The 24339-nt window shown below is 62.7% G+C and carries 25 protein-coding genes; 6 read left to right on the top strand and 19 right to left on the bottom strand.

Annotated features, from left to right (window positions below; all coding sequences use genetic code 11):
- Positions 1 to 13 precede the first annotated feature (13 nt).
- Positions 14 to 940 (bottom strand): LysR family transcriptional regulator, encoded by a 927-nt coding sequence (locus HMPREF2943_RS03955; RefSeq protein ID WP_070710849.1) that lies wholly within the window; start codon positions 938 to 940, stop codon positions 14 to 16.
- A gap of 74 nt (positions 941 to 1014) precedes the next feature.
- On the opposite strand from HMPREF2943_RS03955, the gene HMPREF2943_RS03950 reads away from it, so the two are divergent.
- The gene (locus HMPREF2943_RS03950) at positions 1015 to 1992 is read left to right on the top strand and encodes an EamA family transporter (RefSeq protein WP_168166178.1); all 978 of its coding nucleotides are present in this window, start codon (positions 1015 to 1017) and stop codon (positions 1990 to 1992) included.
- A 170-nt stretch (positions 1993 to 2162) separates the two neighbouring features.
- Here the strand turns inward: HMPREF2943_RS03950 and HMPREF2943_RS03945 are convergent, their stop codons facing one another.
- Both HMPREF2943_RS03945 and guaB read right to left on the bottom strand, forming a co-directional pair.
- On the bottom strand, positions 2163 to 3359 hold the full coding sequence (locus tag HMPREF2943_RS03945; RefSeq protein ID WP_070446489.1) for a GuaB3 family IMP dehydrogenase-related protein: 1197 nt from the start codon (positions 3357 to 3359) through the stop codon (positions 2163 to 2165).
- 9 nt (positions 3360 to 3368) lie between these two features.
- Positions 3369 to 4883 (bottom strand): IMP dehydrogenase, encoded by a 1515-nt coding sequence (gene guaB / locus HMPREF2943_RS03940; protein WP_070446490.1) that lies wholly within the window; start codon positions 4881 to 4883, stop codon positions 3369 to 3371.
- 148 nt (positions 4884 to 5031) lie between these two features.
- On the opposite strand from guaB, the gene HMPREF2943_RS03935 reads away from it, so the two are divergent.
- Positions 5032 to 5406: a DUF5319 domain-containing protein gene (locus HMPREF2943_RS03935; protein ID WP_010189463.1), complete on the top strand. Its 375-nt coding sequence runs from the start codon at positions 5032 to 5034 to the stop codon at positions 5404 to 5406.
- A 78-nt stretch (positions 5407 to 5484) separates the two neighbouring features.
- Here HMPREF2943_RS03935 and HMPREF2943_RS03930 read toward each other — a convergent pair whose 3' ends face one another.
- Positions 5485 to 6315 carry a hypothetical protein gene (locus HMPREF2943_RS03930; protein ID WP_070710847.1) on the bottom strand — a complete coding sequence of 277 codons (831 nt, stop codon included), beginning with the start codon at positions 6313 to 6315 and terminating at the stop codon, positions 5485 to 5487.
- 105 nt (positions 6316 to 6420) lie between these two features.
- Entirely contained in the window at positions 6421 to 7038 is a 618-nt protein-coding gene (locus HMPREF2943_RS03925; RefSeq protein ID WP_070446495.1) for a sigma-70 family RNA polymerase sigma factor, read from the bottom strand.
- A 395-nt stretch (positions 7039 to 7433) separates the two neighbouring features.
- Between HMPREF2943_RS03925 and HMPREF2943_RS03920 the strand changes: the two genes are divergently transcribed.
- Positions 7434 to 7733: a WhiB family transcriptional regulator gene (locus tag HMPREF2943_RS03920; protein WP_070446497.1), complete on the top strand. Its 300-nt coding sequence runs from the start codon at positions 7434 to 7436 to the stop codon at positions 7731 to 7733.
- A gap of 186 nt (positions 7734 to 7919) precedes the next feature.
- On the opposite strand, the gene HMPREF2943_RS12605 is transcribed toward HMPREF2943_RS03920, so the two are convergent.
- The 5 genes from HMPREF2943_RS12605 to HMPREF2943_RS03895 all read right to left on the bottom strand — a co-directional run bounded on the left by HMPREF2943_RS12605 (position 7920) and on the right by HMPREF2943_RS03895 (position 12822).
- On the bottom strand, positions 7920 to 8654 hold the full coding sequence (locus tag HMPREF2943_RS12605) for a hypothetical protein (RefSeq protein WP_070710846.1): 735 nt from the start codon (positions 8652 to 8654) through the stop codon (positions 7920 to 7922).
- A 228-nt stretch (positions 8655 to 8882) separates the two neighbouring features.
- Positions 8883 to 10499: a chaperonin GroEL gene (gene groL / locus HMPREF2943_RS03910; protein ID WP_070710845.1), complete on the bottom strand. Its 1617-nt coding sequence runs from the start codon at positions 10497 to 10499 to the stop codon at positions 8883 to 8885.
- A gap of 18 nt (positions 10500 to 10517) precedes the next feature.
- Positions 10518 to 10817 carry a co-chaperone GroES gene (gene groES, locus HMPREF2943_RS03905; RefSeq protein WP_167595557.1) on the bottom strand — a complete coding sequence of 100 codons (300 nt, stop codon included), beginning with the start codon at positions 10815 to 10817 and terminating at the stop codon, positions 10518 to 10520.
- Between the two features lie 141 nt (positions 10818 to 10958).
- A complete protein-coding gene (locus HMPREF2943_RS03900) occupies positions 10959 to 12233 on the bottom strand; it encodes an FtsX-like permease family protein (RefSeq protein WP_070710844.1) in 1275 nt (424 codons plus the stop codon).
- Positions 12217 to 12822, bottom strand: a complete 606-nt coding sequence (locus HMPREF2943_RS03895; protein ID WP_070446505.1) for an ABC transporter ATP-binding protein — start codon at positions 12820 to 12822, stop codon at positions 12217 to 12219. The genes HMPREF2943_RS03900 and HMPREF2943_RS03895 overlap by 17 nt, the downstream gene beginning before the upstream one ends.
- Positions 12823 to 12934: 112 nt before the next feature.
- Between HMPREF2943_RS03895 and HMPREF2943_RS03890 the strand changes: the two genes are divergently transcribed.
- Together HMPREF2943_RS03890 and HMPREF2943_RS03885 are read left to right on the top strand one after the other, a co-directional pair.
- The gene (locus HMPREF2943_RS03890) at positions 12935 to 14065 is read left to right on the top strand and encodes a sensor histidine kinase (protein ID WP_070446508.1); all 1131 of its coding nucleotides are present in this window, start codon (positions 12935 to 12937) and stop codon (positions 14063 to 14065) included.
- The gene (locus HMPREF2943_RS03885; RefSeq protein ID WP_070446510.1) at positions 14062 to 14697 is read left to right on the top strand and encodes a response regulator transcription factor; all 636 of its coding nucleotides are present in this window, start codon (positions 14062 to 14064) and stop codon (positions 14695 to 14697) included. The genes HMPREF2943_RS03890 and HMPREF2943_RS03885 overlap by 4 nt, the downstream gene beginning before the upstream one ends.
- Before the next feature lie 34 nt (positions 14698 to 14731).
- Here the strand turns inward: HMPREF2943_RS03885 and HMPREF2943_RS03880 are convergent, their stop codons facing one another.
- The 9 genes from HMPREF2943_RS03880 to glmS form a co-directional block, all read right to left on the bottom strand.
- The gene (locus HMPREF2943_RS03880; protein WP_070446512.1) at positions 14732 to 15160 is read right to left on the bottom strand and encodes a hypothetical protein; all 429 of its coding nucleotides are present in this window, start codon (positions 15158 to 15160) and stop codon (positions 14732 to 14734) included.
- Positions 15161 to 15327: 167 nt separating this feature from the next.
- The gene (tsaD, locus tag HMPREF2943_RS03875; protein ID WP_070710843.1) at positions 15328 to 16380 is read right to left on the bottom strand and encodes a tRNA (adenosine(37)-N6)-threonylcarbamoyltransferase complex transferase subunit TsaD; all 1053 of its coding nucleotides are present in this window, start codon (positions 16378 to 16380) and stop codon (positions 15328 to 15330) included.
- Complete coding sequence (locus HMPREF2943_RS03870) at positions 16374 to 16889, bottom strand: GNAT family N-acetyltransferase (protein ID WP_070710842.1); 516 nt, start codon at positions 16887 to 16889, stop codon at positions 16374 to 16376. Before HMPREF2943_RS03870 ends, tsaD begins: the two co-directional genes overlap by 7 nt.
- The gene (gene tsaB / locus HMPREF2943_RS03865) at positions 16886 to 17578 is read right to left on the bottom strand and encodes a tRNA (adenosine(37)-N6)-threonylcarbamoyltransferase complex dimerization subunit type 1 TsaB (protein ID WP_070710841.1); all 693 of its coding nucleotides are present in this window, start codon (positions 17576 to 17578) and stop codon (positions 16886 to 16888) included. The genes HMPREF2943_RS03870 and tsaB overlap by 4 nt, the downstream gene beginning before the upstream one ends.
- Positions 17578 to 18147, bottom strand: a complete 570-nt coding sequence (locus tag HMPREF2943_RS03860) for a hypothetical protein (protein ID WP_070446520.1) — start codon at positions 18145 to 18147, stop codon at positions 17578 to 17580. The genes tsaB and HMPREF2943_RS03860 overlap by 1 nt, the downstream gene beginning before the upstream one ends.
- A 140-nt stretch (positions 18148 to 18287) precedes the next feature.
- Positions 18288 to 19880, bottom strand: a complete 1593-nt coding sequence (locus HMPREF2943_RS03855) for an aspartate:alanine exchanger family transporter (protein ID WP_070446522.1) — start codon at positions 19878 to 19880, stop codon at positions 18288 to 18290.
- A 1-nt stretch (position 19881) separates the two neighbouring features.
- Positions 19882 to 20346, bottom strand: coding sequence for a tRNA (adenosine(37)-N6)-threonylcarbamoyltransferase complex ATPase subunit type 1 TsaE (gene tsaE, locus HMPREF2943_RS03850; protein ID WP_070446525.1), 465 nt, complete (start codon positions 20344 to 20346; stop codon positions 19882 to 19884).
- Positions 20336 to 21433 carry an alanine racemase gene (gene alr, locus HMPREF2943_RS03845; protein WP_210388732.1) on the bottom strand — a complete coding sequence of 366 codons (1098 nt, stop codon included), beginning with the start codon at positions 21431 to 21433 and terminating at the stop codon, positions 20336 to 20338. Before alr ends, tsaE begins: the two co-directional genes overlap by 11 nt.
- Before the next feature lie 31 nt (positions 21434 to 21464).
- The gene (glmS, locus tag HMPREF2943_RS03840) at positions 21465 to 23336 is read right to left on the bottom strand and encodes a glutamine--fructose-6-phosphate transaminase (isomerizing) (RefSeq protein ID WP_070710840.1); all 1872 of its coding nucleotides are present in this window, start codon (positions 23334 to 23336) and stop codon (positions 21465 to 21467) included.
- Positions 23337 to 23454: 118 nt separating this feature from the next.
- Between glmS and HMPREF2943_RS03835 the strand changes: the two genes are divergently transcribed.
- Positions 23455 to 24276 carry a dienelactone hydrolase family protein gene (locus HMPREF2943_RS03835; protein WP_070710839.1) on the top strand — a complete coding sequence of 274 codons (822 nt, stop codon included), beginning with the start codon at positions 23455 to 23457 and terminating at the stop codon, positions 24274 to 24276.
- The last annotated feature ends 63 nt before the right edge of the window (positions 24277 to 24339 follow it).

The following is a 24339-nucleotide window of genomic DNA, read 5'->3' as shown; positions in this document are numbered from 1 at the left end:
AAGAACCCGCGCCCTAGACCGCAGGGAGTGGCCCATAATCTTTCGCAGTAATAGCGGCCTTGCCCAACGCGGCCCGAAACGCCCGCAGAGCGGGGTGTCCCTCGCGTCCAGCACGCACCGCTGTGTAGAGCGTGCGGGTGGGATTACCAGGCAAAGCAACCACACGCACGCCTTCGATCTCCTCAAGAAAGAGGTCCGAAATCACCGCCACCGCGTGGCCCGTGCGCACCAAGTGCGCGTGCAAGAAGGGATCCGGGGTTTCATAGAGCACGCTGGGGTTAAAACCATGCCGGCGGCACAGACGGTGGACGAAGCGCCCCAATAAAAACTCCTCCGGGTCCATGGCAAAAGGGATTTCGCCATCGAACGCTGCAAAATCCTCTAAGCGCAGTGTGTTCCAGGGGCCGGTGAGTGGGGTGATGAGGCGTAGGGGGTCGTCGAGAAGCAGCTCCCGGTGGGTGTGCTCATCCGTGGCGGGCATGTCCGACTCATACTCTTCACCCAGGATGAGGTCCACCTCCCGGCGCGCCAGCAGCTCCATCGCGCCATCGGCTTCGCGCTGGATGATCTGCACGCGCAGGTCCGGGTACTCCCTGGCTAGCTCCGTCAGCGCCCGCGGGACCAGCGAGGACATGATGGTCTGAAACGTCGTGACCTTGATCGTGCCACGCACCGCGTTGGTGGATGCAATGACCTGTGACTCGGCCTCATCCGCCAAGGCGAGCATCCGCTCAGCATAAGACGCAAGGATTTTCCCCTGCTCCGTCAAACGCACTCGCCGGCCGACTTTCTCATAGAGCGCCACGCCTATTTCTTTTTCACACTGTGCCAGTTGTTGGGAGATGGCCGAGTGCGTATACCGCAGCGATTCCGCCACGGCAGTGACGGTGCCGAGGCGTTGCAGCTCATAAAGAATGCGCAGACGGTGCAGATCCAACATGACAGAATCCCTAACAGGTACGTGTTAAAAACTGTAGATAGACTAACAGTTCTTCCCACCCCACAATGGACTGCATGACCAATCCCCTTGCCGTTCTGTGCGTCATCGGCTCGTGCATTTCAATCCAGCTCGGAGCGAGCCTCGCCATCCAGCTTTTCCCCATCGGCGGGCCCTGGGGCACCGCTTCGCTGCGTTTACTCTTCGCCGCCGTGATTCTGCTCGCCATTGCGCGACCGCGCGTGCGCACGTGGAGCCGTGAGAAGTGGATCTCCGCGAGCATTTTCGGACTCACGCTGGGCCTGATGAACGGATTCTTCTATGCCGGCATCGAGCTTGTTGCGTTAGGTCCTGCCGTGACCATCGAGTTCCTCGGCCCGCTACTGCTGGCGGCGTGCCTCTCACGCTCGCTTCGCGACGCCACCTGCGTCGCCCTCGCCCTTCTCGGCATGGGTCTGATGGGCCTGGACTCCTTCAACGGAGCTCCCCTCAACCTGCGAGGTGTGTTCTTCTTGCTGTGTGCCGGCGCGATGTGGGCCGCCTACATACTGGCCAGTAAGAAGGCCGGCGCGCTCTTTAGCGGCCAAGATGGTTTGGCCGTGGCCTTCCTCATCGGTGGCTTGGTGCTCCTGCCAGTGGGTGGGCGCGGGGCGGTGGCTTTGGCCAGCGATCCTTCGCTACTGCTGCTTGCTCTGGGCACGGGCGTGCTGGCCTCGCTCATCCCCTACTCGTTGGAGTTCCTTGCGCTGCGCAGGCTTGCCCCCAACGTCTTTTCCATCCTGATCGCTTTGGAGCCCGTCTTCGCCGCACTCTTTGGCTGGCTCCTGCTCTCCCAGAACGTGTCCCAGCTCAAGCTGGCGGCCATCGGGCTGGTCGTGGTGGCCTCGGTGCTACAAACCATGGCACCGGCGCGCGGGCGCGTGGTTTTCCGCAAAGTGGCACTGCGCCCACGCCACCTGAAGAAGCCCCGGCTGCTGTGGTTTCAGCGGCCACGTAATCGCAGCTGCAACTCCAACGTGGAAGCACCATCGGTGCTCAACCCCGCAGAGCGCTAAGCCAGGACACGAGCCGCCAAGACAGCGAAGTAGATCGAAGCTTTGTCGATCACCGCAGTGTTCCTCCGGCAGTCGGCTGCCCCGACGGGTAGCCGCACCTACAGGCAGCCGCTCCCGCCGGTGGCCGCGCGTACGGGCAGCCGCGCCTGCGCACAGCTGCGTCCGCAGCACTAACGGACGGCCAGACCAACCTTCTGGAAGGACTTCAAATCCGTGTAGCCGCACTTTGCCATGGCGCGCTTGAGTCCACCGACCAAGTTGAGCTCACCCAGCGGCTCGTTGGACGGGCCATGGAGCACGACCTCCAAGGAAGGCGCACCCGCTGAGGCATCCTCGGCGGCGCCAGAAGTTGCGTTGCCAGAAACGTCGGTGCCCGAAACATCGGCGCCAAAAGTGCCGGTGCCCAGGAGGGAATTGGCCACGCCAATCGGCTCAATGAGGCCGCGCGGGAAACGCGGGTGGCCGGCCGTGGACGGCCAGTACCAGCCCTTGCCACCAGCCTCCGCCGCGCGAGCCAGGACTGGCCCGAGCACGACCCCATCAGCGCCACAGGCAATGGCCTTGGCGATGTCTGCGGAGGTGAAGATGTCGCCGTCGGCAAGCACGTGCACGTAGCGGCCCTCGGTCTCATCCAGGTAGTCGCGGCGTGCGGCCGCAACATCCGCGATGGTCGTCGCCATGGGGATATCAATACCTACGGTCTCCGGGTTGGTGTTCACACCGGCGCCGACGATGATGCCCGCAGCGCCCGCGCGCATGAGGTGCAGCGCCGTGGTGTAATCCGCCACGCCACCGGCCACCACCGGGGTATCCAGCGAGCCGATGAACTCCTTCAAGTTGAGCGGCTCGCCGCCAGTCTGCACGTGCTCGGCAGAAATCAAAGTGCCGTGGATGAACAGCAACTCCGCGCCGGCCTTAATAACCACGGGCGCCAGCTCGCGGGCGTGCTGCGGGGAGACGCGCACGGCCACGGTCACGCCGGAATCGCGCACCTGCGCGATGCGCTCTGCCAGCAACTCCTCATTCAGGGGTGCTGCGTGCAGCTCCTGCAGCGTGGACAGGTCGCCGAAGTTCTCCGTCACGCGGGCAATCGCGCCTTCCAAATCCTCGTGACGGCCCCACAGGCCTTCGGCATTGATGACGCCTAGACCGCCCTGTTTGCCCATCTCGATAACAAATTCGGGTGTGGCCAGCGCATCAGTCGGCGCCGAAACGAACGGCACGTCGAAGGTGTAGGCATCGATGTGCCATGAGGTGTCCACGTCCTTGGAGGAACGGGTGCGGCGAGTCGGCACCAGGGAAATCTGGTTCAAGTCATAGGTGCGGCGGGCCTCGCGGCCCACGCCGATTTCTACGTAATCGCGCATTCTTAGTCCTTAGCGGTAGTTCGGAGCTTCGACGATCTGCTGAAGGTGGTGCGGGTGAGACTCCTTAAGGCCCGCAGCGGTGATCTGGACAAACTGCTTGGTCTTGAGCTCAGCCAGGTTAGCGGAGCCGGTGTAGCCCATGGAAGCGCGCAGGCCGCCCACGATCTGGTGAACGATGGCATCAATATCACCGCGGAAAGGCACGCGTCCCTCCACGCCTTCTGGCACCAGCTTGTCCTCACTCTTGACGTCGGCCTGGAAGTAGCGGTCCTTGGAGTAGGAGCGCTTCTCGCCCGTCAGGCCGCGGCCCTGCATGGCACCCATGGAACCCATTCCGCGGTAACGCTTGTACTGCTTGCCCTGGACCACAACGATGTCACCCGGTGCCTCCGTGGTACCGGCCAGCATGGAGCCCAGCATGACGGCATCGGCGCCGGCCGCCAGGGCCTTGGCGACGTCACCGGAGTACTGCATGCCGCCGTCACCAATAACCGGCACACCCGCCGGACCTGCCACGGCGGCGGCCTCCATGATGGCGGTGATCTGCGGGGCGCCTACACCCGCCACAACGCGCGTGGTGCAAATGGAACCCGGTCCGATGCCGACCTTGATGGCGTCGGCGCCGGCCTCAATCATGTCGCGTGCAGCAGCACGGGTGGCCAGGTTGCCACCGATGACGTCAATGCGGTCACCAAAATCCTTCTGCACGCGGGAGACCATCTCCAGCACGCGGTTGTTGTGGGCGTGGGCGGAGTCGACGACGAGGACGTCTACGCCGGCGTCGACAAGCTGGCCTGCGCGCTGGTAGGACTCCTCACCGGTACCGATGCCCGCCGCCACGAGAAGGCGCCCGGAAGCATCCTTGGAGGCGTTGGGGAATTGCTCGGTCTTGACAAAGTCCTTGACGGTAATGAGGCCGACGAGCTTGTTCTCATCATCAACGATGGGCAGCTTCTCCACCTTGTTGGCGGACAGCAGCTCCAGCGCCTCTTCCTTGCTGACGCCTTCCTTGGCCACGACTAGCGGCATCGGGGTCATGATCTCGGAAACCTTGCGGGAGAAATCCGGCTCGAAGCGCATGTCACGGTTAGTGCAGATGCCCACGAGGGTCCCTTGCTTATCGACGACCGGCAGGCCCGAAATCCGGTACCGCGCGCACAGCGTGTCTACCTCGTCGATAGTCATGTCCGGGGTGGCCGTGACCGGGTCGGTGACCATGCCGGACTCGGAGCGCTTCACAATCTCTACTTGCTGAGCCTGCTCCTCTGCGGAAAGGTTGCGGTGCAGGACGCCGATGCCGCCCTGACGCGCCATGCCGATGGCCATGCGGGCCTCGGTCACCGTATCCATCGCGGCGGAAGCCAGAGGCACGCCGAGGCGAATGTTGCGGGTGAACTGCGCCGAGGTATCCACCTCGGAGGGAACGACGTTGGATTCTGCGGGAAGCAGCAGAACATCATCAAAAGTAAGGCCGTAGAGTGCAATCTTGTCGGGGTTGTCTCCGCCGGTGTGGACGTGGCTCATGAGGGTGGGGCTCTCCTAAACTGACCAGATAGTTGTATGCGGTAGCCCTCACTGTAGTGCGTGGACGCCCCGTAGTGGTAGCCGTGGGTATAGAAAAAGTCTCTATAGGGAATTGCCTTGCGCGCACGGAGTCAATAGGCTCGCAGACGTGAACTTTTTCGCCAACATGCCCCGCGATCCCTTCGCGGACGACCCGAACGACCCAGCTTCCTTCCTCGAGGAGGATGAGCACGTCGAGCCGCTGTCTGAGGAGGACCGTCTCGCCGTCATTCATGATCTGGCCATGGTCCAAGAGTTTGCGCGTGTTTTGAGCCCGCGCGGCATCGACGGCATCTTCTTTTTCTGCGAGGACTGCGAAGAAAACCACTTCTACGAGTGGGACATTATGGCCTCCAACATGCAGGCTACGCTGGCAGGCCAGCTCGCCCCCGTGCACGAGCCGGGTGCCGAGCCGGATCCGATGCGCTATGTTCCGTGGGATTATGCGGTGGGTTACCTCGACGGTATGGATTCGCGCTACTAGCGCGGCTGAAGTACCGCGCAGCTCAACGACAAGAACCTCTTTCCTCCTGGTGTGGGAGGAAAGAGGTTCTTTGTGGTTTTATTGCTGGAACTGCGGCGGCGGGAGCTGACCGTTATCCCCAGCGCCATCCGAGTTGTCATTCTGCGGTGGCGTCGCCTGCTCTCCACCACCCGGCTGACTTGGCTCCGGCTGGTTCTGCGTCGGCGGCTCCAGTGGGTTACCTGCCGATACCGTACGTGTCACCACGACGGTAGAGACCGCAGTCTCGGTCTGCGTGACGGTCTCCGGCTCCGGTGGCTTCTGCTCCTCTACAGGGGCGGGCTTCTCCACCGTCTGCGTCTGCGTCACCGTGGTGCGGGGCTGTTGTTTCGTCGTACTCGGGGACTCCGCCTCGCGTTCCCGCTTGGCCTGATCCACCATCTTCCGGGCTTCTTCAAGCAGCTGACGGGTGCCGTCCATATCGCCCTCAGCGGAACGCCTCTCCATTTCATCGAGTGTTCCGGCGAGCTCGACCACAGACACATCGTGCTCGTCTGCGCCGAAGAGCGACTGGTTCACGCCATACAGCGGGGAACCCGGTCCGGCGTTGACCACCACAGCTCCGGTACCTGCAATGAGCAGCGTAGCTGCGGCCGCTCCAATGAGGCCGTGTATGAATGGCTTGCTCCGACGGCGACGTGCCGCGCCGAGGGAAATAACCTCCGGCTCCTCCTCCGCGCCTTCGATGAGGGGGGCCGGGGGCATCTGCTTTTCGACGTCCCCGCGCAACTCCAGCAGAAGACCCGCCAACTCATCACTGCCATCGGAGGGATCCGTTCCTTCGGAGAGAGTGGTGAGGAATGCATCATCATCGACCAAAGGCTGCAGCTGCTCAGCGACACCCTGCTGAGGCTGGTCCTTTTTTGCCATGATGTCCTCCCTTCCTTATTAGTAAAATTTTAATTTGTCGGTGCCAAGTACCGATGGCTCACTGCTAGCTCTGGGCTAGCCCAACTACTGGTTCACACTGCTGGTTCACGACGTCTCGTGCGAATCGAGGGATTTGCGCAATTGCGCAAGTGCACGATGTTGCGCCACGCGGACTGCGCCAGGGGTAGACTCCACAATTTCCGCAGTCTCCTCTGCCGACAGCCCCACGAACACACGCAAGATGATAATGTCCCGGGCCTTGTCACTTAACGTATCGAGCATTGCCCGCACTCTGTTACTACCGTCTACTTCAAGGGCGGATTCTTCGGGGGTAGCGTCCTGAGCGGCGTCTTCCGGAAGGTCTTCCGTCGGGTGGGTGTGGTCGCGGCTGAGGGCCCGGTGAGCGTCGGTCACCTTGTGGGCAGCGATGCCATACACATAGGCCATAAACGGGCGGCCCTTGTCCTTGTACGTGCCAATCGACGTCGCCACCGCCAAGCAGATCTCTTGTGCCACATCCTCCGCCGTGGGCTGGCGGTGACCGCCAATGCGTGCGCGGCAATAGCGCAGGACCTGCGGGTGAATGATGCGCATGATGCGCTGCAGGGCACGGCGGCTACCGTCGACGGCTAGCGGAACGAGGTCCGCTAGTTCCTTATCGCTGTCGCGCTTCGCCGCTGTGGAGGAGCCGCCTGCGCCTGTAGCATGTGTAGCCACTGCCATCCTTGCTCTTCTGCTTTGTGCTCTTCTGCCTAAAGTCTTTTCTGAATGAATTCGTTTAATTCATTACTACATATTCTGCATGAACATCATGTCATAACCTTTTGGCGAAACCCGAAACGACGGGTCCATTCCCCGGCTTTTCAGCTGTGATAAAAAAGTTCATTCATCGTTCATCTTAACCTTAAATGCAGGTCATACTGGGTAAACGTGAGGAATTTCGGCTCGTTACACCTGCATGTCAGCAATGCTTAACGCGCCGTTTACCAAGGGAAGACACACTTCTATCTCGTCTTACTTCGCCCTAGCGCTCACGGGACCATCTCCCGTGTTGAGTCGCGCTTACAGCACGCCTCGCGCTTGGAAACTCTATCTTTGACGAATAAGGAGAATCGAACGTGTCTCAGCCTTTCCTGCTCCCCGGGCCCAATACGGACTTCTGGGATTGGCAGCTACACGGCGCTTGCCGTGGGGAAAACTCTGACGTGTTCTACCACCCAGACGGCGAGCGCGGTCGCGCCCGCGCCCAGCGCGAAAACCGCGCCAAGGCTATTTGCCACACCTGCCCAGTCATCGAATTGTGCCGCGAACACGCCCTCGCATCCGGCGAGCCCTATGGCGTGTGGGGCGGCATGAGCGAATCCGAGCGCGTCGTTGCCTTGCGCTCGCGCCGCACCCACGCGACCGTCGGCGCCTAGTCCGCCCTCCCCCAGCCATGGCGTTAAGCAGGCTGCGCTGATATTCAGCAGCCGGCAATTGGCGGCCGGTAGAAGCCGCCAGTTCTACAGCACCTGCGCTAGGTAGCGGGCGGTCAACGTGTCTTTGTCGAGGAACTCGCACGGCGGGCAGGCCGCCACGACCTCGCCGCCGGAGAGCATCGAGAGCTACTGCCCCAACGTCAGGTAGCCCAGCCCCAAATCCAGGGCTGTCGCCAACCAGCGCAACGGGGCCACGGCAAGGGGTGAGTTGATGGTACGGAGCCATGCGGCGGCGTCGGCAAGCTCCATATCGCAGACCTCCGCGATGGAGACGCCGTTGAGGTAGGACGCCCGCGCGTGCTGCGCCAAGCGCGTACCCTGGCTGGGCAGTCCACAAAGACCACTGCGCGCTCGACAAAGGCACGCATATGCTTCTGTAGGGACGCTCAACACGTTCCCACGTGACCAGCCTCCCATGTAACTCATGTTGACGCCGCCGACCTTGACCTTGGTCTCGGTCTCATACAGGTTGCACTTTTGTTCCTCGGTAGAGTCCTGGACCGGCACGTCGGCCGGATACAGCCCGGGCTCGGCGTAGGCGCGCCACCCCCACGAGTCCACCTTCATGCCGGGGTACATGACGGCGCCGTCGTTGAGGGACAGGGACTCATCGACGAGCTGGCGCTTGTCGACGTCCCCCCCCACCTCGCCCCTGCCCTCACACCGCGGGCACATGCCGCCGGTGCGCTCGAAGCGACGAACTTCCTTGGCTCCATTGACCTCGATAGCGCCCTGACCGAAGGCGGAAGGAACGTTGAAGGAATAAGTTGCGGGCCCGCCCGCGCGGGGTTCTGCCAGGCGGGAGAAAAGCACGCGCAGGTGCCCGGTGATGTCGGTGGCGGTGATGAATTCTTGTTCCACGGCTCCACAGTCTCATAACGGGGCGGAGATTCCCGCCCCACGGCAAAGGCCCGCCTCCCCGCGATGGATGCGGGCGGCGGGCCTTCCTTATGGCCACGCGGGGAGCCACCGCTCCCTGCGGGAATTCCTTATGGCTACGCGGGAACCCTTGTGACTATGCGGGAACCCTTGTGGCTACGCGGGAATCCTTGTGGCTATGCGGGAAACGTAGGTTTCCCGCGTGCACGTTTAGTGCGCGTGCGCGTGTCCAGCCTGAGCCGGCTCTTCCTCGGCGGGCTTCTCCACGACGGAAGCCTCGGTGGTGAGCACCATGCGGGCCACGGAGGCGGCGTTAACCACGGCGGAGTGGGTGACCTTTACCGGGTCGATGATGCCCTGCTCCAGCAGGTTGCCGTACTCCAGGGTGGCGGCGTTGAAGCCTTCACCGTTGGCCTGCTCGGCAACGCGGGCGACGACGACGGAACCATCCAGGCCGGCGTTCTCAGCGATCCAGTAGGCCGGGCGGGTCAGCGCACGGGCCACAGCCTGCACGCCAATCTTGGCCTCGCCCTCGAAGCCCTCGGCAAAGGCCTTGAGCTCCTGGGAGATCTGAACCAGTGCGGAGCCGCCGCCGGCGATAACGCCTTCTTCAACGGCCGCGCGGGCGGCGTTGATGGCATCCTCGACGCGCAGCTTGCGCTCATTGACCTCGGTCTCGGTAGCGGCACCAACGCGGATGACGGCAACACCGCCAGACAGCTTGGCCAGGCGCTCCTCGAGCTTCTCCTTATCCCAGGTGGAATCGGTGCGCTCGATCTCGCGCCGGATCTGCTCGCGGCGCTCCTCGACGGCCTCAGCAGTACCTGCACCATCCACAATCACGGTGTCCTCCTTAGACACGGTGACGCGACGTGCAGAACCGAGAACCTCAGGGCCAACCTCCTTGAGGTTGATGCCGACCTCCGGGTCGACGACCGTAGCACCGGTGACAACAGCCAGGTCATCCATGAAGCCCTTACGACGCTCGCCGAAGTACGGCGACTTCACGGCGGCGACCTTGAGGACCTTACGGATGGAGTTCACGACGAGCGCCTGCAGCGGCTCGCCCTCGATGTCCTCAGCGATGATCAGCGTCGGGCGCGAGGACTCCGCGATCTTCTCCAGCAGCGGCAGGAAGTCCGGCAGGGAGGAGATCTTGTTGCGGACGAGGAGAATTGCGGCGTCGTCAAGCACGGCGTTGTAGGTCTCCTCCTCCGTCGCAAAGTACGGGGAGAGGTAGCCCTTGTCGAAGGAAATGCCCTCGGTCACGTCCACGGTGGACTCGATGGTTTGGGACTCCTCGACGGTCACGACGCCGTCCTTGCCCACCTTGTCCATCGCGCCGGCAACCATCTCGCCGACCTCCGCATCGCGGGAGGACACGGTAGCAACCTGGGAGATTTCCGCGGAGGAGTTCACCGGGGTGGCGCGCTTCTTGAGCTCTTCGATGACCTTCTCAGCGGCCGCCTCGATGCCCTTGTTGAGCTCCACCGGGTTAGCACCGGCGGCAACGTTGCGCAGGCCCTCGAAGACGAGTGCCTGGGCCAGCAAGGTCGCGGTGGTGGTACCGTCACCGGCGATGTCGTTGGTCTTGACGGCCACGGACTTCACCAGCTGGGCGCCGAGGTTCTCAAAAGGATCGTCGAGATCAATGTCGCGGGCGATGGTGACGCCGTCATTCGTGACGGTCGGGCCACCAAAAGCCTTGGACAGCACGACGTTGCGGCCGCGGGGGCCGAGGGTGACCTTGACGGCGTCGGCCAGCGTGTCTACACCGCGCTGGATGCCCTCGCGGGCCTCCTGGTCAAATGCAATCAGCTTTGGCATAGGGTTAATCGCCTACTTTTACTTCTCGATGACAGCGAGCAGGTCGCGAGCGGACAGCAGGAGGTACTCCTGGCCATCGTACTTCAGCTCGGTGCCGCCGTACTTGGAGAAGATGACGGTGTCACCCTCGTTAACGCCGACCGGGACAACCTCGCCCTTGTCGTTGGTGCGGCCCGGGCCGACGGCTACGACGGTGGCCTCCTGCGGCTTCTCCTTCGCGGAGTCCGGGATAACCAGACCGGACGCGGTGGTGGTCTCAGCTTCAACGATCTGGACGAGGACCTTGTCCTCCAGCGGCTTGATGTTTGCCATGATGATTTCCTCCAAAGTGTTCCTAGTGCACGTCCACGTGGACGCGCGCGTGCCGGTTGTGGGTAGCCCAGCACAGCCGTCGTCGCGGGTGAACAACTGTGGGTCAAAACAACCTGCCTAGCACTCTACCCGCGCGACTGCTAGCCCTCAACGTTGTGGGCCGCTAACCCGTTCGCCCTCCGCGAACGACGCCGCTCGTGCGTGTACAAAGCCGGCCAGCGCCAGCTTGACGGCGCCCAGGGCGATAAACATTGCGCCGAATATTACGGCGAAGGACGGCCACCATAGCTCCTCCAGGATTGTCCGACCGAGTGCTTCTTGTGGGGTAAGGAGGCGGTGGAGTGGGAGGAGCGTCGCCAAGCACAGCGCACAGACCACGCCAGCCGCAGTCAAGGCGAGGCAAGCCGCCTCCCCTACTTGCACGCGCATCCAAGCCAAAGGGGCAGCACCTGCCAAGGTAAGGCCACGAATATCGGCTGCGATGCGGCCGTGCATCAGCAGCGAGGTAAGCACGGCGCCCACGATGCTAGGGGCAAAGACAGGCCCTAAAAGGGCGACGAAGACTTGCCAGGAGGACAAGGTACCGCCGGCGCCTGCGTCGTTCCCAAAGCGCAGACCCGAGCCGACGGCGACGATAAAGCCACCGACGAGCACCCACGGCACGATGTGCGGGGTGGAAAAGGACCGGCGCACGCGCACGTTGGCCCCAGCGATGCCGGCCGCGCGGGTCCATTGATCCAGGGCAGGCATAAGCCAGGGTAAGAAGAGCGCGACGAGGATGACCAAGCCCATCTCGGCCGACAGGAGGTCGCCGGGGTCATCGATGTGCAGGCACCCGTAAACCGTGCCGCCGATGGCCGCGGATGCGAGCAGGAATTTCACCATGAGCCACACCGGGTGTGCGGTGGCGCGCGGGCGAAAGACTCGGCGCAGTGGAGGGAGCGCGCCAACTAGGGCCGCGGACATGCAGACGGCTACCGCAATGACAACAACCTGGCCGGTTATGGCAATATCTGGCACGGGGATGCCGTCACTGCGCAGGGCACGCACACACGGTGCGAGCAGTGGACGGGCCGGCAGCACACCGAGTAATCCGGCGGCCGCGCTGACCACCGCGACTTGGCCCAGAATGAAAAACAGGATCATCCATCTCGGCATGCCCACCATGCGCCAAGAACGATAGACCGGTTCACGCTCGGCGATAATAAGGCGCATCTGAGACAGCGTCACCAGCACCACCACGCACAGTGACATTGCCAGCACCGTGCCGCCCAGAGGCCCAGCGGGGTTTTCTTCGGCTCCGGAGGAACCGACCAGCATGGCTAGCGCTAGGGTGCACGAGGTGGAAGACACCACCAAGGTCAACGCTACGGCCAGCCACGATAGCCAATTGGACTGTAAGTCCTTAAGCCACACCAACATGGGCCGCCTCCTCCAAGGAAATGACCCGGTCGGCCGCCTCGGCGGCAAGGTGCGAGTGAGTCACCATGATCACGCTGGCTCCATCGCGGGCGACGGCGCGAAGGTGGGATAGGACGGTGGAAGCGGTGGCGTCGTCAAGCGCGCCCGTAGGCTCGTCAGCGAAGATATAGGGCGCTTGGGCCAGCAATGCCCGGGCGACGGCCACGCGTTGCTGCTGCCCACCAGACAGCTGCGCGGGCAGGCGACTCTCCAATCCAGCGAGACCGAGCGAGTCGAAGACCTCTGCCACCCGGCCGCGTGTAGGGCGCCGTCCGGAAAAACGCGCCGTCAAGGTAGCATTGCGCTGCGCGTTGAGGGATTCCAGCAGGTTGTAGTCCTGAAATACAAATGCACGCTGCTTGCGCCCCGGCGCGTTGACTTGGCCGGACGTGGGCTTATCTAGCCCGGATAGCAGGTTCAGGAGCGTGGTTTTGCCGCTTCCGGACGACCCCATGATGGCCACGAATTCACCTGGGGCGATGGACACACTGACGCGATTGAGCACGGTGCGGCGGCCGTAGCGCTTACTAAGGTTTTCTGCTTTTAACATGCCTCTGATTCCACTCGGCCACGCAACGCAATGACATGGAGCGGGCTACCCGGAAAATGGTGGAGCTAACTCCACTGCCCTTCCACCGGCATGGCGGATAGGGTCGAAGACTATGCGAACCCTCAAAGCCTGTGCGTGGAGCCTCCTCCTCGGCGTGCTGTGTATCCCAACCTTGGTGATTTCGGTGTTGATGCTGCCGTGGATCCCGTTGGTGGGTCGCGCCACGGAGTTTGTCGGCCGGTTGGGCGCAAAGTGGATGGGCGTGGAAATTCCACCCCGGCGCGCAGATCGATGGTTTGATTGGCAGCAGTTCTATCACCTCGTGTTGCAGTTATTGATTTCAGCTGCGTGTTTTACCGCGTGGACGGCCCTGGGTTTCACAGCGGGTGTGCTAGTGATAGCGCCATTCGTGCCTAAGGCTGAGTTCTCCGTTGGCGAGTGGTCCACCTCCAACCGTCCGCTGATTTTCTTCACCTGCTGGCTGGCCGCGGCAATGCTGGCGGCTCTATTGGTAGGCCTCAACCGCCTCTTGGTCTTGGCGTCGACCACGCTAACGCGGCTGGCATTGAGTCCTTCGGCTGAGGAATTGGCAGCCTCGCGTGCCACACTCATTGATGCCTTCTCCGGCGAGCGCCGCCGCATCGAACGCGAACTGCACGATGGTCCGCAGCAGTACCTCACCGCGCTCAAGCTCAACTTGGCCGCGGCAAAACGACAAGCCCCGTCCCAAGCACAGCAGGCCTTGACTGACGCAGAACATAATGCCTCTTTGGCCCTGGCTTCATTGCGGGCGACAGTGCGTGGCATTGCGCCGCAGGTGCTTTTCGATGACGGACTTATCCCCGCCCTCGACGAGTTACTCGCCCATTCCGGGCTTGAGACCACACTTCGTGTAGAGGGCGCTGAGAGCTCGATTGACGAGACCACAGCACTGCTGGCCTACCATGCAGTCGCCGAGGCGCTCACAAACGCCTCTAAGCACGGCGCAGCCACCGAAGCCGCGGTAACGGTCGCTTTTAGGGATATGCTGCGCCTAGAAATCGTAGATAATGGCACGGGACCCACGGACAAAGAGCTGGACGGTGAGAGTGCAGCTGTGGGTTCGGGCACGGGCCTCGCCGGGCTGCGCGAGCGTGCTGCTGCACTCGGCGGCACGGTGACCTTTGATGCTGCTAGCGCCAATGCTACGGGTGAAGGCGGCGGCCAGCTGCTGGTCAAACTACCGCTGAAGGAGGCGAAATGAAGCTACTACTCGCAGAAGATTCCGCGCTCCTGCGCGCGGGGCTGGAGCAACTACTCAGTGCGTTAGGCTATAGCGTAACGGCAGTCACAGATGCCGAAGCACTGCGCGCCATCGCAGGGCAGGAAGACTTCGACCTCATTATCAGCGATGTGCGTATGCCGCCCACGATGACCGATGACGGGCTTCAAGCCGTGCATGATCTGCGGGCAGCCAACCCCGCCCAACCCGTAGTGGTGCTCAGCCAATACGTAGCGGCAAGCTATCTCGACCGCCTCCTGGAGCACGGCGGATTCGGGTACCTACTCAAGGAGCGCGTTTCTGATGTTGAAGAATTCGTGCGCACGCTTAACGATGTCGCCCGCGGCGGCACCGTGGTGGACCCAGAGGTGGTCACGGCGCTGCTTTCCGCAAGGCACACTGGTTTAGCCCGGCTCACCGCTCGCGAGCGGGAGGTACTGGGGCTTATGGCCCAAGGATTGAGCAATAAAGACATTGAGGACGCGCTCGTCCTTACCTCCGGAGCAGTAAGCAAGCACGTCTCCAATGTATTTATAAAACTCGGGTTTCGACCCGAGGACTCCAACCGACGGGTGAAGGCCGTATTGACATGGCTGCGGCACACCGAGCGCTAGAAAAGCGCTCAGGCCCTACAAACAAAGGCTGGAATTAGACCTGCCGGTGGGAGTTCAGCACAGCCGCGCGCCACAGCTGGTACTCCTCCGGGTTGTCCTCGCGGTAGTTCTTCACCGCGCGGATGCCGTGCTCCACGGCTTCGACGACTTCGTCGATGTTCTTATCGTCACCGTCGGCAGCGACAAAGATGACCGGTCCGCAGATGGAGCGGATTGGGTCCTGCAGGAAAGCGGAGTTGCCGGTAGCCGCAGCGTTGCGGGCTAAGGAGGCCACCGGGTTCGGGTCGGCGTCGTCAGCCTTCGCGTTCGGGTTAAACAACGCCGCGTAGGTCTGGCCATCATCCTGGAAGGCCACGGAAACGCGATCCTCGGTGGTACCACCGAGGAATTGATTTGCCTGTTCGAGCTCAAACTCGATGATGCGGCGGGACAGATCAGGGTTAACGAGGAATCCAGTGGTCATAACGGTGTGAGCTCCTTGTGTGTGAGCCGGACGATTATCGGTCATCACACTACCGGCACCCTGGGGGTTGCGCATCCGCTAGAGCGCACCCCCAAGTACGCCTCCGCTGGAGCGCGGCCGTGACCGGCGTCCTCAATCTCGACGACACAGAGCGCGGTACGAATCTGCTAGCGCGCGGCGGCGACGAGGGGGACTTCCACCTCAAGCTGCGTATCCGTCCCGCATGCCAGGCCGGAAGGCTCGGCGCCTTCGTGAATGAGCTGGGCGGCCACCGCCGCAATCATCACGCCGTTGTCGGTGCATAGCTTGAAGCGCGGCACACGCAACTCAATGCCCGCAGACTCGCAGCGCTTTGCCGCAAGTGCGCGCAGCCGCGAATTCGCTGCCACTCCGCCGCCGAGCAGCAGCACCTTGGCGCCTGTGTCCTGGCAGGCGCGCACAGCTTTGGCAGTCAGCACATCTGCCACCGCTTCCTGGAAGGAGGCGCAGAGCTCCTCAACCTGGACCGTCGTGCCCTCGCGCTCGGCCTTTTCCACGTGGCGCGCCACCGCAGTCTTGAGCCCTGAGAAAGAGAAGTTGTGGCGGTTGGGCCCGCGCAGGTCCTCAGCCTTGGACAAACCCCGTGGCAGGTCGATGGTGGGCTTTCCTTGGGCAGCCAGCTTATCGATGATCGGCCCTCCCGGATACCCCAAGCCCAGCAGACGGGAGACTTTGTCGTAGGCTTCGCCGGCGGCGTCGTCAAGCGTGGTGCCCAACTCCTTCATGGGTTTGCCCACGGCTTCCACCTCGAGCAGCTGGGTGTGGCCGCCGGAGACGAGCAGTGCCACCGAATGCGGCAGCTCCTCGCCCTCCAGGTTCGCCACCGCGACGTGCCCGCCAAGGTGGTTGACGCCGTAGAAGGGCACGCCCCACGCGGAAGCAAAAGCCTTGGCTGCCGACGCTCCGACGAGGAGCGCGCCGGCTAGGCCCGGGCCCACGGTGGCGGCCACCGCATCTGGCTTCTCGACGCCCGCCTCCTCCAACGCCGCTTTCATCACCTGCGGCATAGCTTCGAGGTGGGCGCGGGAGGCAATCTCCGGCACCACGCCGCCGAAGCGCGCGTGCTGCTCCATGGAGGAGGCGACGACGTCGGCGCGGATCTCCATGTGGCCGTTATCAAACAGCTCGATGATGCCCACGCCGGTTTCGTCGCAGGAGGACTCGATGCCGAGGATTAACATCTTTCACTCTTTCGTGGTCGATACATGGTGTGGGCGTCCGCACCGGAGGGTTGATAGTAATTGCGGCGCAGGCCGTTGATGACAAAATCATAGGCCTCGTAGAGGCGGATGGCCGGATCGTTGCCCACGCGCACTTCGAGGAAGATGGGCGCGTCGTGGGAATCTGCAAGTTCGACGATGGCGTCCATCATCAGCCGCGCGATGCCCTGCCGTTGGGCCGCGGGGTCGACGCCGATGGTGCGGATTTCGTACTCCGGCCAAGCAGCGGGGCCCATGCGGCCCACGCCGGCATAGCCGAGAACTTCGGCGCGGTTGTCGTTGTGGCCCTCGCGGTTGACGTTGTGGCCCACGCGGTTGACGCTTGCGTCAACCGCCCAGTACGTGGTGTGGCCCGCCGCGATTTCCTGCTCGAAGGCTCGCGCCGGCCATGGGCTTTCGCCGGGGAAAAGGACCTTCTCTAACTCGGCACAGCGCGGTGCGTCCGCGGACGCTAATGGCCGCAGCCTCATGATGCCGGTATCTCCTCGATGCCGCCGACCAAGGCAGCCGAGCGCGGCTTGGCCTGTGGTTCCACGGCATCGGGACGGCGAAGGTAGAGCGGGACAAGCGGCTCAGGTTCAGCGGACAGATCAGCGCAGGCAACCAAACCCGCTGCGCGCGGGGTAGCCCACTCACGGGGAAGGCCAGCGATGCCCTCCGGCAAACGAGGGGCAATAGACTCTGGGAACACTAGGCGCACGCTGTCCGGGATCGCGAGTCCGACAGCGCTCAGATCAAGGGTTTCCGGCTTCGATACGTTTGGGCCGCTGCGACGCTCCCCATCGGCAAAGGTGGCCCAGTAGACCTCTTTGCGGCGAGCATCGATGGCCACCAGCCACTCCCCCGTGCGCCCGTGCGCGATGGCATCCAGAGTGCACACACCATGGACCGGCAGATCAAGGGCCACTCCCAGGGCGGAAGCGGTAGCCATGCCTACGCGCAGACCGGTAAACGGCCCGGGCCCCATGCCCACGACGATGGCGGAGAGATCTGGGTAGGTCAGGGAGGCGTCGGCAAGCAGCTCTTCGATAGTAGGGATGAGCTTCTCGTTGTGGGCGCGCGTACCGCTGATAACACGGTCGATGCTCTCCCCGGTGTCGGTGTCAACGATGCCCGTGACCAGATCCGTGGTGGCGGTATCGAGTGCGAGAACCTTCATTAGCCTGCGAGGTGCCAGTCGGTCTCAACGTAGTCAGGGTTGTTCTTCCCCAATTTCTCCACGTATTCCGGGGTATCGCGCATAAACTGCAGCGGCTGTCCCTGCTGGAACGGCAACAGCGGCGGGATATTCTGGCTAGCAGCTTCCGGTGTCTTCAGCTGCTGCAGGAAACCATCACAGAGGTCCACCTTCGCGCGCGGCAGCTTCTCCGCCTTGAATTCGTTGTACTGCGAGACCAGCAGCATGTAGTTCACGTCATCAGGCACAGCCCCATCGACGAAGTCGATATTCAGGTTTCCCGTCTCCACTCCGCGCTCCTTGAGCTGCTCTTCGGTGATACCCGGGCAGACGGCTGCGGCCGCACTCCACTCTGGGCCGTACACATCCTGCGGGATGAACATAGCGAAGTCCAGATTCTTCGGGTAGGCGCTCAGGGACTGAGCAACGGTTGAGGGCTCCTTCGACTCCGCGTCCGCCGTCCGGACCATCGGCAGCACGATGAGCGCGGCAAGGAATACGGCGAAGCCGCCGATAACAACGGTGGTGATGAACTGTCCGATTTTGTTCATAAAAGGGATGTGCTCCTAATTAATAGGGAGTTCAGTACGGGAGATATCCTACGCGACCACCTTGCCGCGAACCTGAACAACCCTTGTGAAGGCCCTGCGCTGAAGCGCCACGCCCAGCATAAAAAATCAGGCACACAGGGTCACACGATCAACAACGCTAGGACCTGACACATGAGGATCTTGCCGATCATCGTCGTGGGATACACGGTGGCATAGCCGCGCTCTGCCAGCTGAGTACCGGTCTGCGGGTTGAGGTAGGCCATGATCGCCGGGTTCGTGGTCATACCCGCGGCGATGCCCATCGACTCATCAAACTTCAGGCGCAGCACCAGCATGGATACCGCGACGATGCCGATGGCGGAGACCAGCGACAGCACCATGCCCACACCGATGTACTTCAGGGAGGTCGGATCCGACAGCGCATCACGGAACTGGCCGCCTGCCGACGTACCCACGCCCGCCAAGAACAAGGTCAAGCCCAGCGTGGAGATTGTCTGCTTGGCGTGGAAAGGAAGCTGCCAGTTAATCGGGCCCGAGCGGCCCAGCGCGCCCAGGATGAGGCCGACGACGATGGGGCCGCCACCGAAGCCGAAAGAGAGCGTCGTGCCACCCGGCAACGGAATCGGGATAGCGCCGAAGAGCAGACCAATGAAGAGACCGAGGGCAAAGGGGAAGAGATCAACGTTGCCGAGTTTGGCTTCGGAGTCGCCGAGGAAACGGCGGACGTCGTCAAGCCTGCCCGGCGCGGTGATAACGCGCACGCGGTCCGAGTAATGCAGGACGGTTTCCTCGTTCGGTACAACGTCCGAGTCACCGCGGCGCACGCGCGCGATGAGGAAGCCTTCCTTCACAGTGTCCAAGTCCTTGAGCTGATAGCCCGCAACACGTGGGCTGGACACGGTCAGGCGGCGGTAGACCAGGCCATCTTCCTCGTGGAGGTTGAGGTGGATCTCCTCACCCAATTGGGAAATCGCGCTATCCAGCGCTGGGGCCGTGCCGTTGAGCAAAAGCTCCATGCCGGCGCGCAGCGGCAGCTCCGGGTAGGCCAGGTTGTGGTTGTGGGGATTGTTGACGTGGCGGGTAGCGATGACGCGCTCGCCAGTCACCTCCTGCAGCTGACCTACCGTTGCGTCAAAGTCGCGGGTCAGGCGCACCGCCCGCCACTCCAGTGGCTCCGCAATCATGCCCTCGGCGCGGGCGTCCTCAACGTGGTTCACACGCAGGACTTTCGCACCAATGGCGGCCACCAGAATGGTGCCGATAATGCAGCCTGGGTAGGCCAGGGAATAGCCCACCACCGGGGTACTGTCACCGCCCAAAGCCTCGACGACCGCGGCCATACCGGGCGTCGAGCTCAGCGAACCTGCAAGGGTGCCCACGCTGATTGCGGGGTCCAGATCAAAGAGGCGCATCGCCAGGGTTGTCAGCCCCGCCAGAATGAAGAAGAAGACGATGACCACCATGGACATCTTCCAGCCGCGCCGGCGGAAATCTTCGAAGAAGCTACGGCCGAAGTTCAGGCCGATGACGTAAACGAAGATGGCCAGGCCAAATTGGTACACGAACGCCGGGACCACGATGTCCGGGTTCGCCGCGGACAAGCCCAAGGCCACGAACATCGCAGCCGCGGCGCCGAGCGAGATGCCGAAGACATTGATCTTGCCCACGGCCAGTCCCACCGCCATGATGAGAAAGAGCGTCAGCAAGGGCTGTTCAGCAAGAAAAGCCAGCACGTTAATTCACCCATTTCCATGTAAATACGCGGACATCATCGTCCGAGTCGCGGTTAATTGTGATAGCGAGGTACGCATCAGACAGGCGCTCCATGAAGCCCCCACCCCACTCGGCAACGACCACGGCGTCCTCTATTTCGGTGTCCAAGTCTAGACTGTCCAGCTCCCCCAACGGATCATCCGAATGATCGAGCAGGCGGTAGGCATCCACGTGCACCAACGTCGGCCCGCCCACGCGGGAAGGGTGCTCGCGGGCGATGACGAAGGTCGGTGAGGTCACCCGCCCCTTCACCTGCATCCCGCGGGCAATGCCCTGCGTAAAGGTGGTTTTCCCGGCACCTAAGGGGCCGTCGAGGATAACTAGGTCTCCTGCTTCCAGCGCCGCGCCTAGCTCTTCACCAAATGCCTGGGCATCCTCTGGCGTGGCGGCCTCACGGCGTCCTTCGTGTGGAAAATCACTGCGCATCGCTAGCTCCTTCGCGGTATGTACGCTCGGTGCGCCCGGTGGGGCGGCACACCACTTCATAGTTGATGGTCCCGGCTGTCTCGGCCAATTCTGTAGCGCTCATACCGCCGCGCCCGAAGATAACGGCAGTGTCTCCGGCGCGCACGCCGTGAGGGCTCGCGCCGAGGTCGACGACGATCTGGTCCATGCAGACCCGCCCCACCTGCGGGTAGAGCTCGCCGCCAATACCTACCTGCAGCGCCCCCTGAAAGGCGCGCGGTAGGCCATCGGCATAGCCCACGCTGACGGTGGCGAGCTCGCGGTCACTATCCGCGGTCCAGGTCAGGCCATAACACGTGGACTCCCCCGCCGAAATCGGCTTCACTGCGACGACGGAAGCCTCCCACGTCATGGCGGGTTCCAGCCCATGGTCGCGCCCGGCGACCGGTTCGAGCCCATACAGGGCCACACCGACGCGCACCTGTTCAAAACGCGCCGAGGGGCGAGTCAAGGCCGCGGGCGAGTTAGCCAGGTGGTTCAGCGGGCACTCCAGCCCCACCTCACGGGCAAGCGTTAGGGCCTGCCGGAACTCAGATTCCTGATGATCATTGTGCGGGTGCGCCGGCTCATCAGCGCAGGCGAAGTGGGACATGAGGCCTAGGACGGTGATGTGGGGGGCGTCGGCAAGCAGGCGGAAGGTCTCCTCCCACGCATGCTTGTCGACGCCCGATCGGTGCATCCCCGTTTCCACCATCACGAAGACTTCGGTGGGAGTCTCAGCAGCAATGAGTGCTTGGGCGTGCGCCAGCGAAGGGATGCCGATCTGGATACCAGCGGCGAGGGCCGGGGCGATGTCCTCCGTTGGCTCCCACAGCCAAGCAGCGATGGGGAGGGTGTCAATGACCTTCCGCAGTGCGACAGCCTCGGCCAAGGTGGCCACCCCGAAGGCGTCTGCCCCAGCCTTCGCCATGACCGGTGCGCAGCGCTCGATGCCGTGGCCATAGGCATCCGCCTTGACCACGCACATGAGGCGGGCCGGGGCCACCGCCTCCTTCACGCGAGCAACATTGTGGGCAATAGCGTTGAGGTCAACGGTGGTTTTTAACATACCCACCATTGTGCCACTTGAGGGCTCAGCGCTATTCGACGGTCACGGACTTCGCCAGATTGCGCGGCTGGTCCACGTCATAGCCCTTGGCGGTGGCTACACCGCAGGCGAAAATCTGCAGCGGAACGGTAGCCAGCAGCGGCTGCATCAGCGTCGGCGCCTGCGGGATGCGGATGATGTGGTTGGCGTAGGCCTCGACTGCCTCGTCGCCCTCTTCCGCGATGACGATGGTGATAGCACCACGGGCGCGGATCTCCTGGATATTGGAGACAACCTTGGCATGCAGGGAATCGCGGCCACGCGGGGAAGGCACGATGACGAAGACCGGCTGCCCTTCCTCGATGAGCGCGATGGGGCCGTGCTTGAGCTCACCGGCGGCGAAGCCCTCCGCATGCAGGTAGGCAATCTCCTTGAGCTTGAGCGCGCCCTCCAGCGCGACAGGGAAGCCGACGTGGCGGCCTAGGAAAAGCACCGACTTGGCGTTCTCCATAGCGTTGGCTAGGTCGTAGACCTGCTGCTCGTTGTCGATGATTGCCTGGACCTTTTCCGGCATGCCACGCAGGTCTTCGAGGACCGAGTTGACCTCATCGGAGAACATGTTGCCGCGCAGGCGCGCCAGGTAGAGGCCCAGCAGGTAGGTCGCGGTGATCTGCGCCAGGAAGGCCTTGGTGGAGGCCACGGCGATCTCCGGGCCGGCGTGGGTGTAGAGGGCGGCGTCGGACTCGCGCGGAATGGAGGAGCCCTGGGTGTTGCAGATAGCAATCACCTTGGCGCCCTGCTGGCGGGCGTGGCGTACTGCCATGAGGGTATCCATGGTCTCGCCCGACTGGGACAGGGCCACGACCAGGGTCTTTTCGTTGACGATCGGATCGCGGTAGCGGAACTCATGGGCCAGCTCCACCTCGCACGGGATGCGGCACCAGTGCTCGATGGCGTAGCGCGCGACGTGGCCGGCGTAGGCGGCGGTGCCGCAGGCGATGACGATGATCTTGTCGATGGACTTGAGCACCGACTCCTCGATGCGGATCTCATCGAGGATCAGGTTGCCAGTCTCGTCGAGGCGGCCCAGCAACGTATCGCGCACGGCTGCTGGCTGGTCGTGGATTTCCTTCTCCATGAAGGAGTTGAAGCCACCCTTTTCGGCAGCAGCGGCATCCCACTTGATCTCGAAAGGCTTGCCCTGGGCGGGGTTGCCCTCATAGTCAGTGATTTCGATGTCATCCGCGGTGATGGTCACGACCTGGTCGTTGTCCATCTCCACGGCAGACTTGGTGTAGTCGATGAAGCCGGAGACGTCCGAACCCAGGAAGTTCTCCCCCTCACCCAGGCCGATGACCAGCGGCGAATCGCGGCGTGCAGCCACGATACGATCCGCCTGCTCGGCGTGAATAGCCAAGAGGGTGAACGCACCTTCCAGACGTTTGCCGGTCAGCTGCATAGCCTTGGTGAGGTCACCGCTGGCTTCGTTGTGGAACACATCTGCCAGAAGGGTGGCGGCTACCTCGGTGTCGGTCTCGGAGACGAAGTTATGTCCCTTGCCCTCCAGCTCGCTTTTAAGCTCAGCAAAGTTCTCGATGATGCCGTTGTGCACGACGGCGAGCTTGCCGCCATCCACCACGTGCGGGTGGGCGTTCAGATCGGTCGGGCCACCGTGAGTAGCCCAGCGGGTGTGGCCGATGCCCAGGACGGAATCCTTCAGTGGACGCGCAGCGATTTCGGCTTCCAGCGCAGCGACTTTTCCGGCCTTCTTGCGCCAGCCGATCTCACCATCGGCGTACATTGCGACGCCTGCTGAGTCATAGCCGCGATACTCCAGTCGGCGCAGGCCCTCCAGCACAACGTCTAACGCAAAGTACTCACGGCCATCGGTATTTCGGCCAATGTATCCAACGATTCCACACATGGGAAAAAATTTTACAGCATGATTTATCATGCCGAATCTCAAGGATCGCGTTTAATTCTCCCCCCACTGCCTTATAGTGTCCACCGCTTTACCTACTCTTTGCTCTATTCTGTAAAGCGTGTCTGCGAATTTGAAGAAGCATCTCGGTACGTTGTCCAAGCGCGGCCCGCACCGCGTTCTCGTCGGGGACCTGTCCTATGCAGGGCTGGAGGGCAAGGTCTACACCCCAGCTGAGGGTAAAGGTCTGCCTGCCGTGGCATTTGCCCACGACTGGACGAAAAGCGTTAAGGACTACCACGCCACCCTGCGCCATTTGGCCAGCTGGGGCATCGTGGTGGTTGCTCCCGATACGGAGACAGGTGTCTTTGCCAAGCACCGCAACTTGGCTGCCGACCTCGAATCGGCGTTGCAGATTGCCGCTGGTGTCCGGTTGGGTGCCGGAAAGATTTCGGTGTCCCCCTCCAAACTGGGTGTCTTTGGGCACGGCATGGGCGGCGGCGTAGCCACCTTGGCCGCCGTTGATAACCCAAAGGTCCGCGCCGTTGCTGCCCTCTACCCCGCCGATACTTCCCCCTCTGCAGTTCAGGCCGCCCACGCTGTTAAGGCCCGCGGCCTTGTTATCGGCGCAGGCCAGGATGATATCTTCCGCGCCGGTAATCCCGCGAAGCTAGCCAACGCCTGGGGCGGCCCGGTGGCCTACCGTGAGATTGCTAAGGGCACGCAGTCCGGTTTCAGCGAGGATAAACTCTTCAAGTTGGCGCTTGGTTCCGGCTTCTTTCAAGGATCCGCCGTTGAGACAGCCCGCGGCCTAGTCACCGGCTTCTTGCTGTCCACCCTGGCTGGTGAGTCCAAGTATGACGCCTTTGCGGCTGCCGACGCCTCCGCCAAGGGCGTCGAGAGCTTCCTCGGCGAGGACCTCACCAAGCACGCGGGTTTCTAGCGACGGGAAAGGTTTCGACGAGCTAGCACCGCAAGGCGCACGTGTGCTCCGACTAAAGCAGGA

Origin of the sequence: Corynebacterium sp. HMSC072D12 (assembly GCF_001813925.1) — a bacterium.
Taxonomy (GTDB): domain Bacteria; phylum Actinomycetota; class Actinomycetes; order Mycobacteriales; family Mycobacteriaceae; genus Corynebacterium; species Corynebacterium aurimucosum.
The sequence above is the reverse complement of the archived record's forward strand: the minus strand, read 5'-3'. Positions and strand labels throughout refer to the sequence as shown.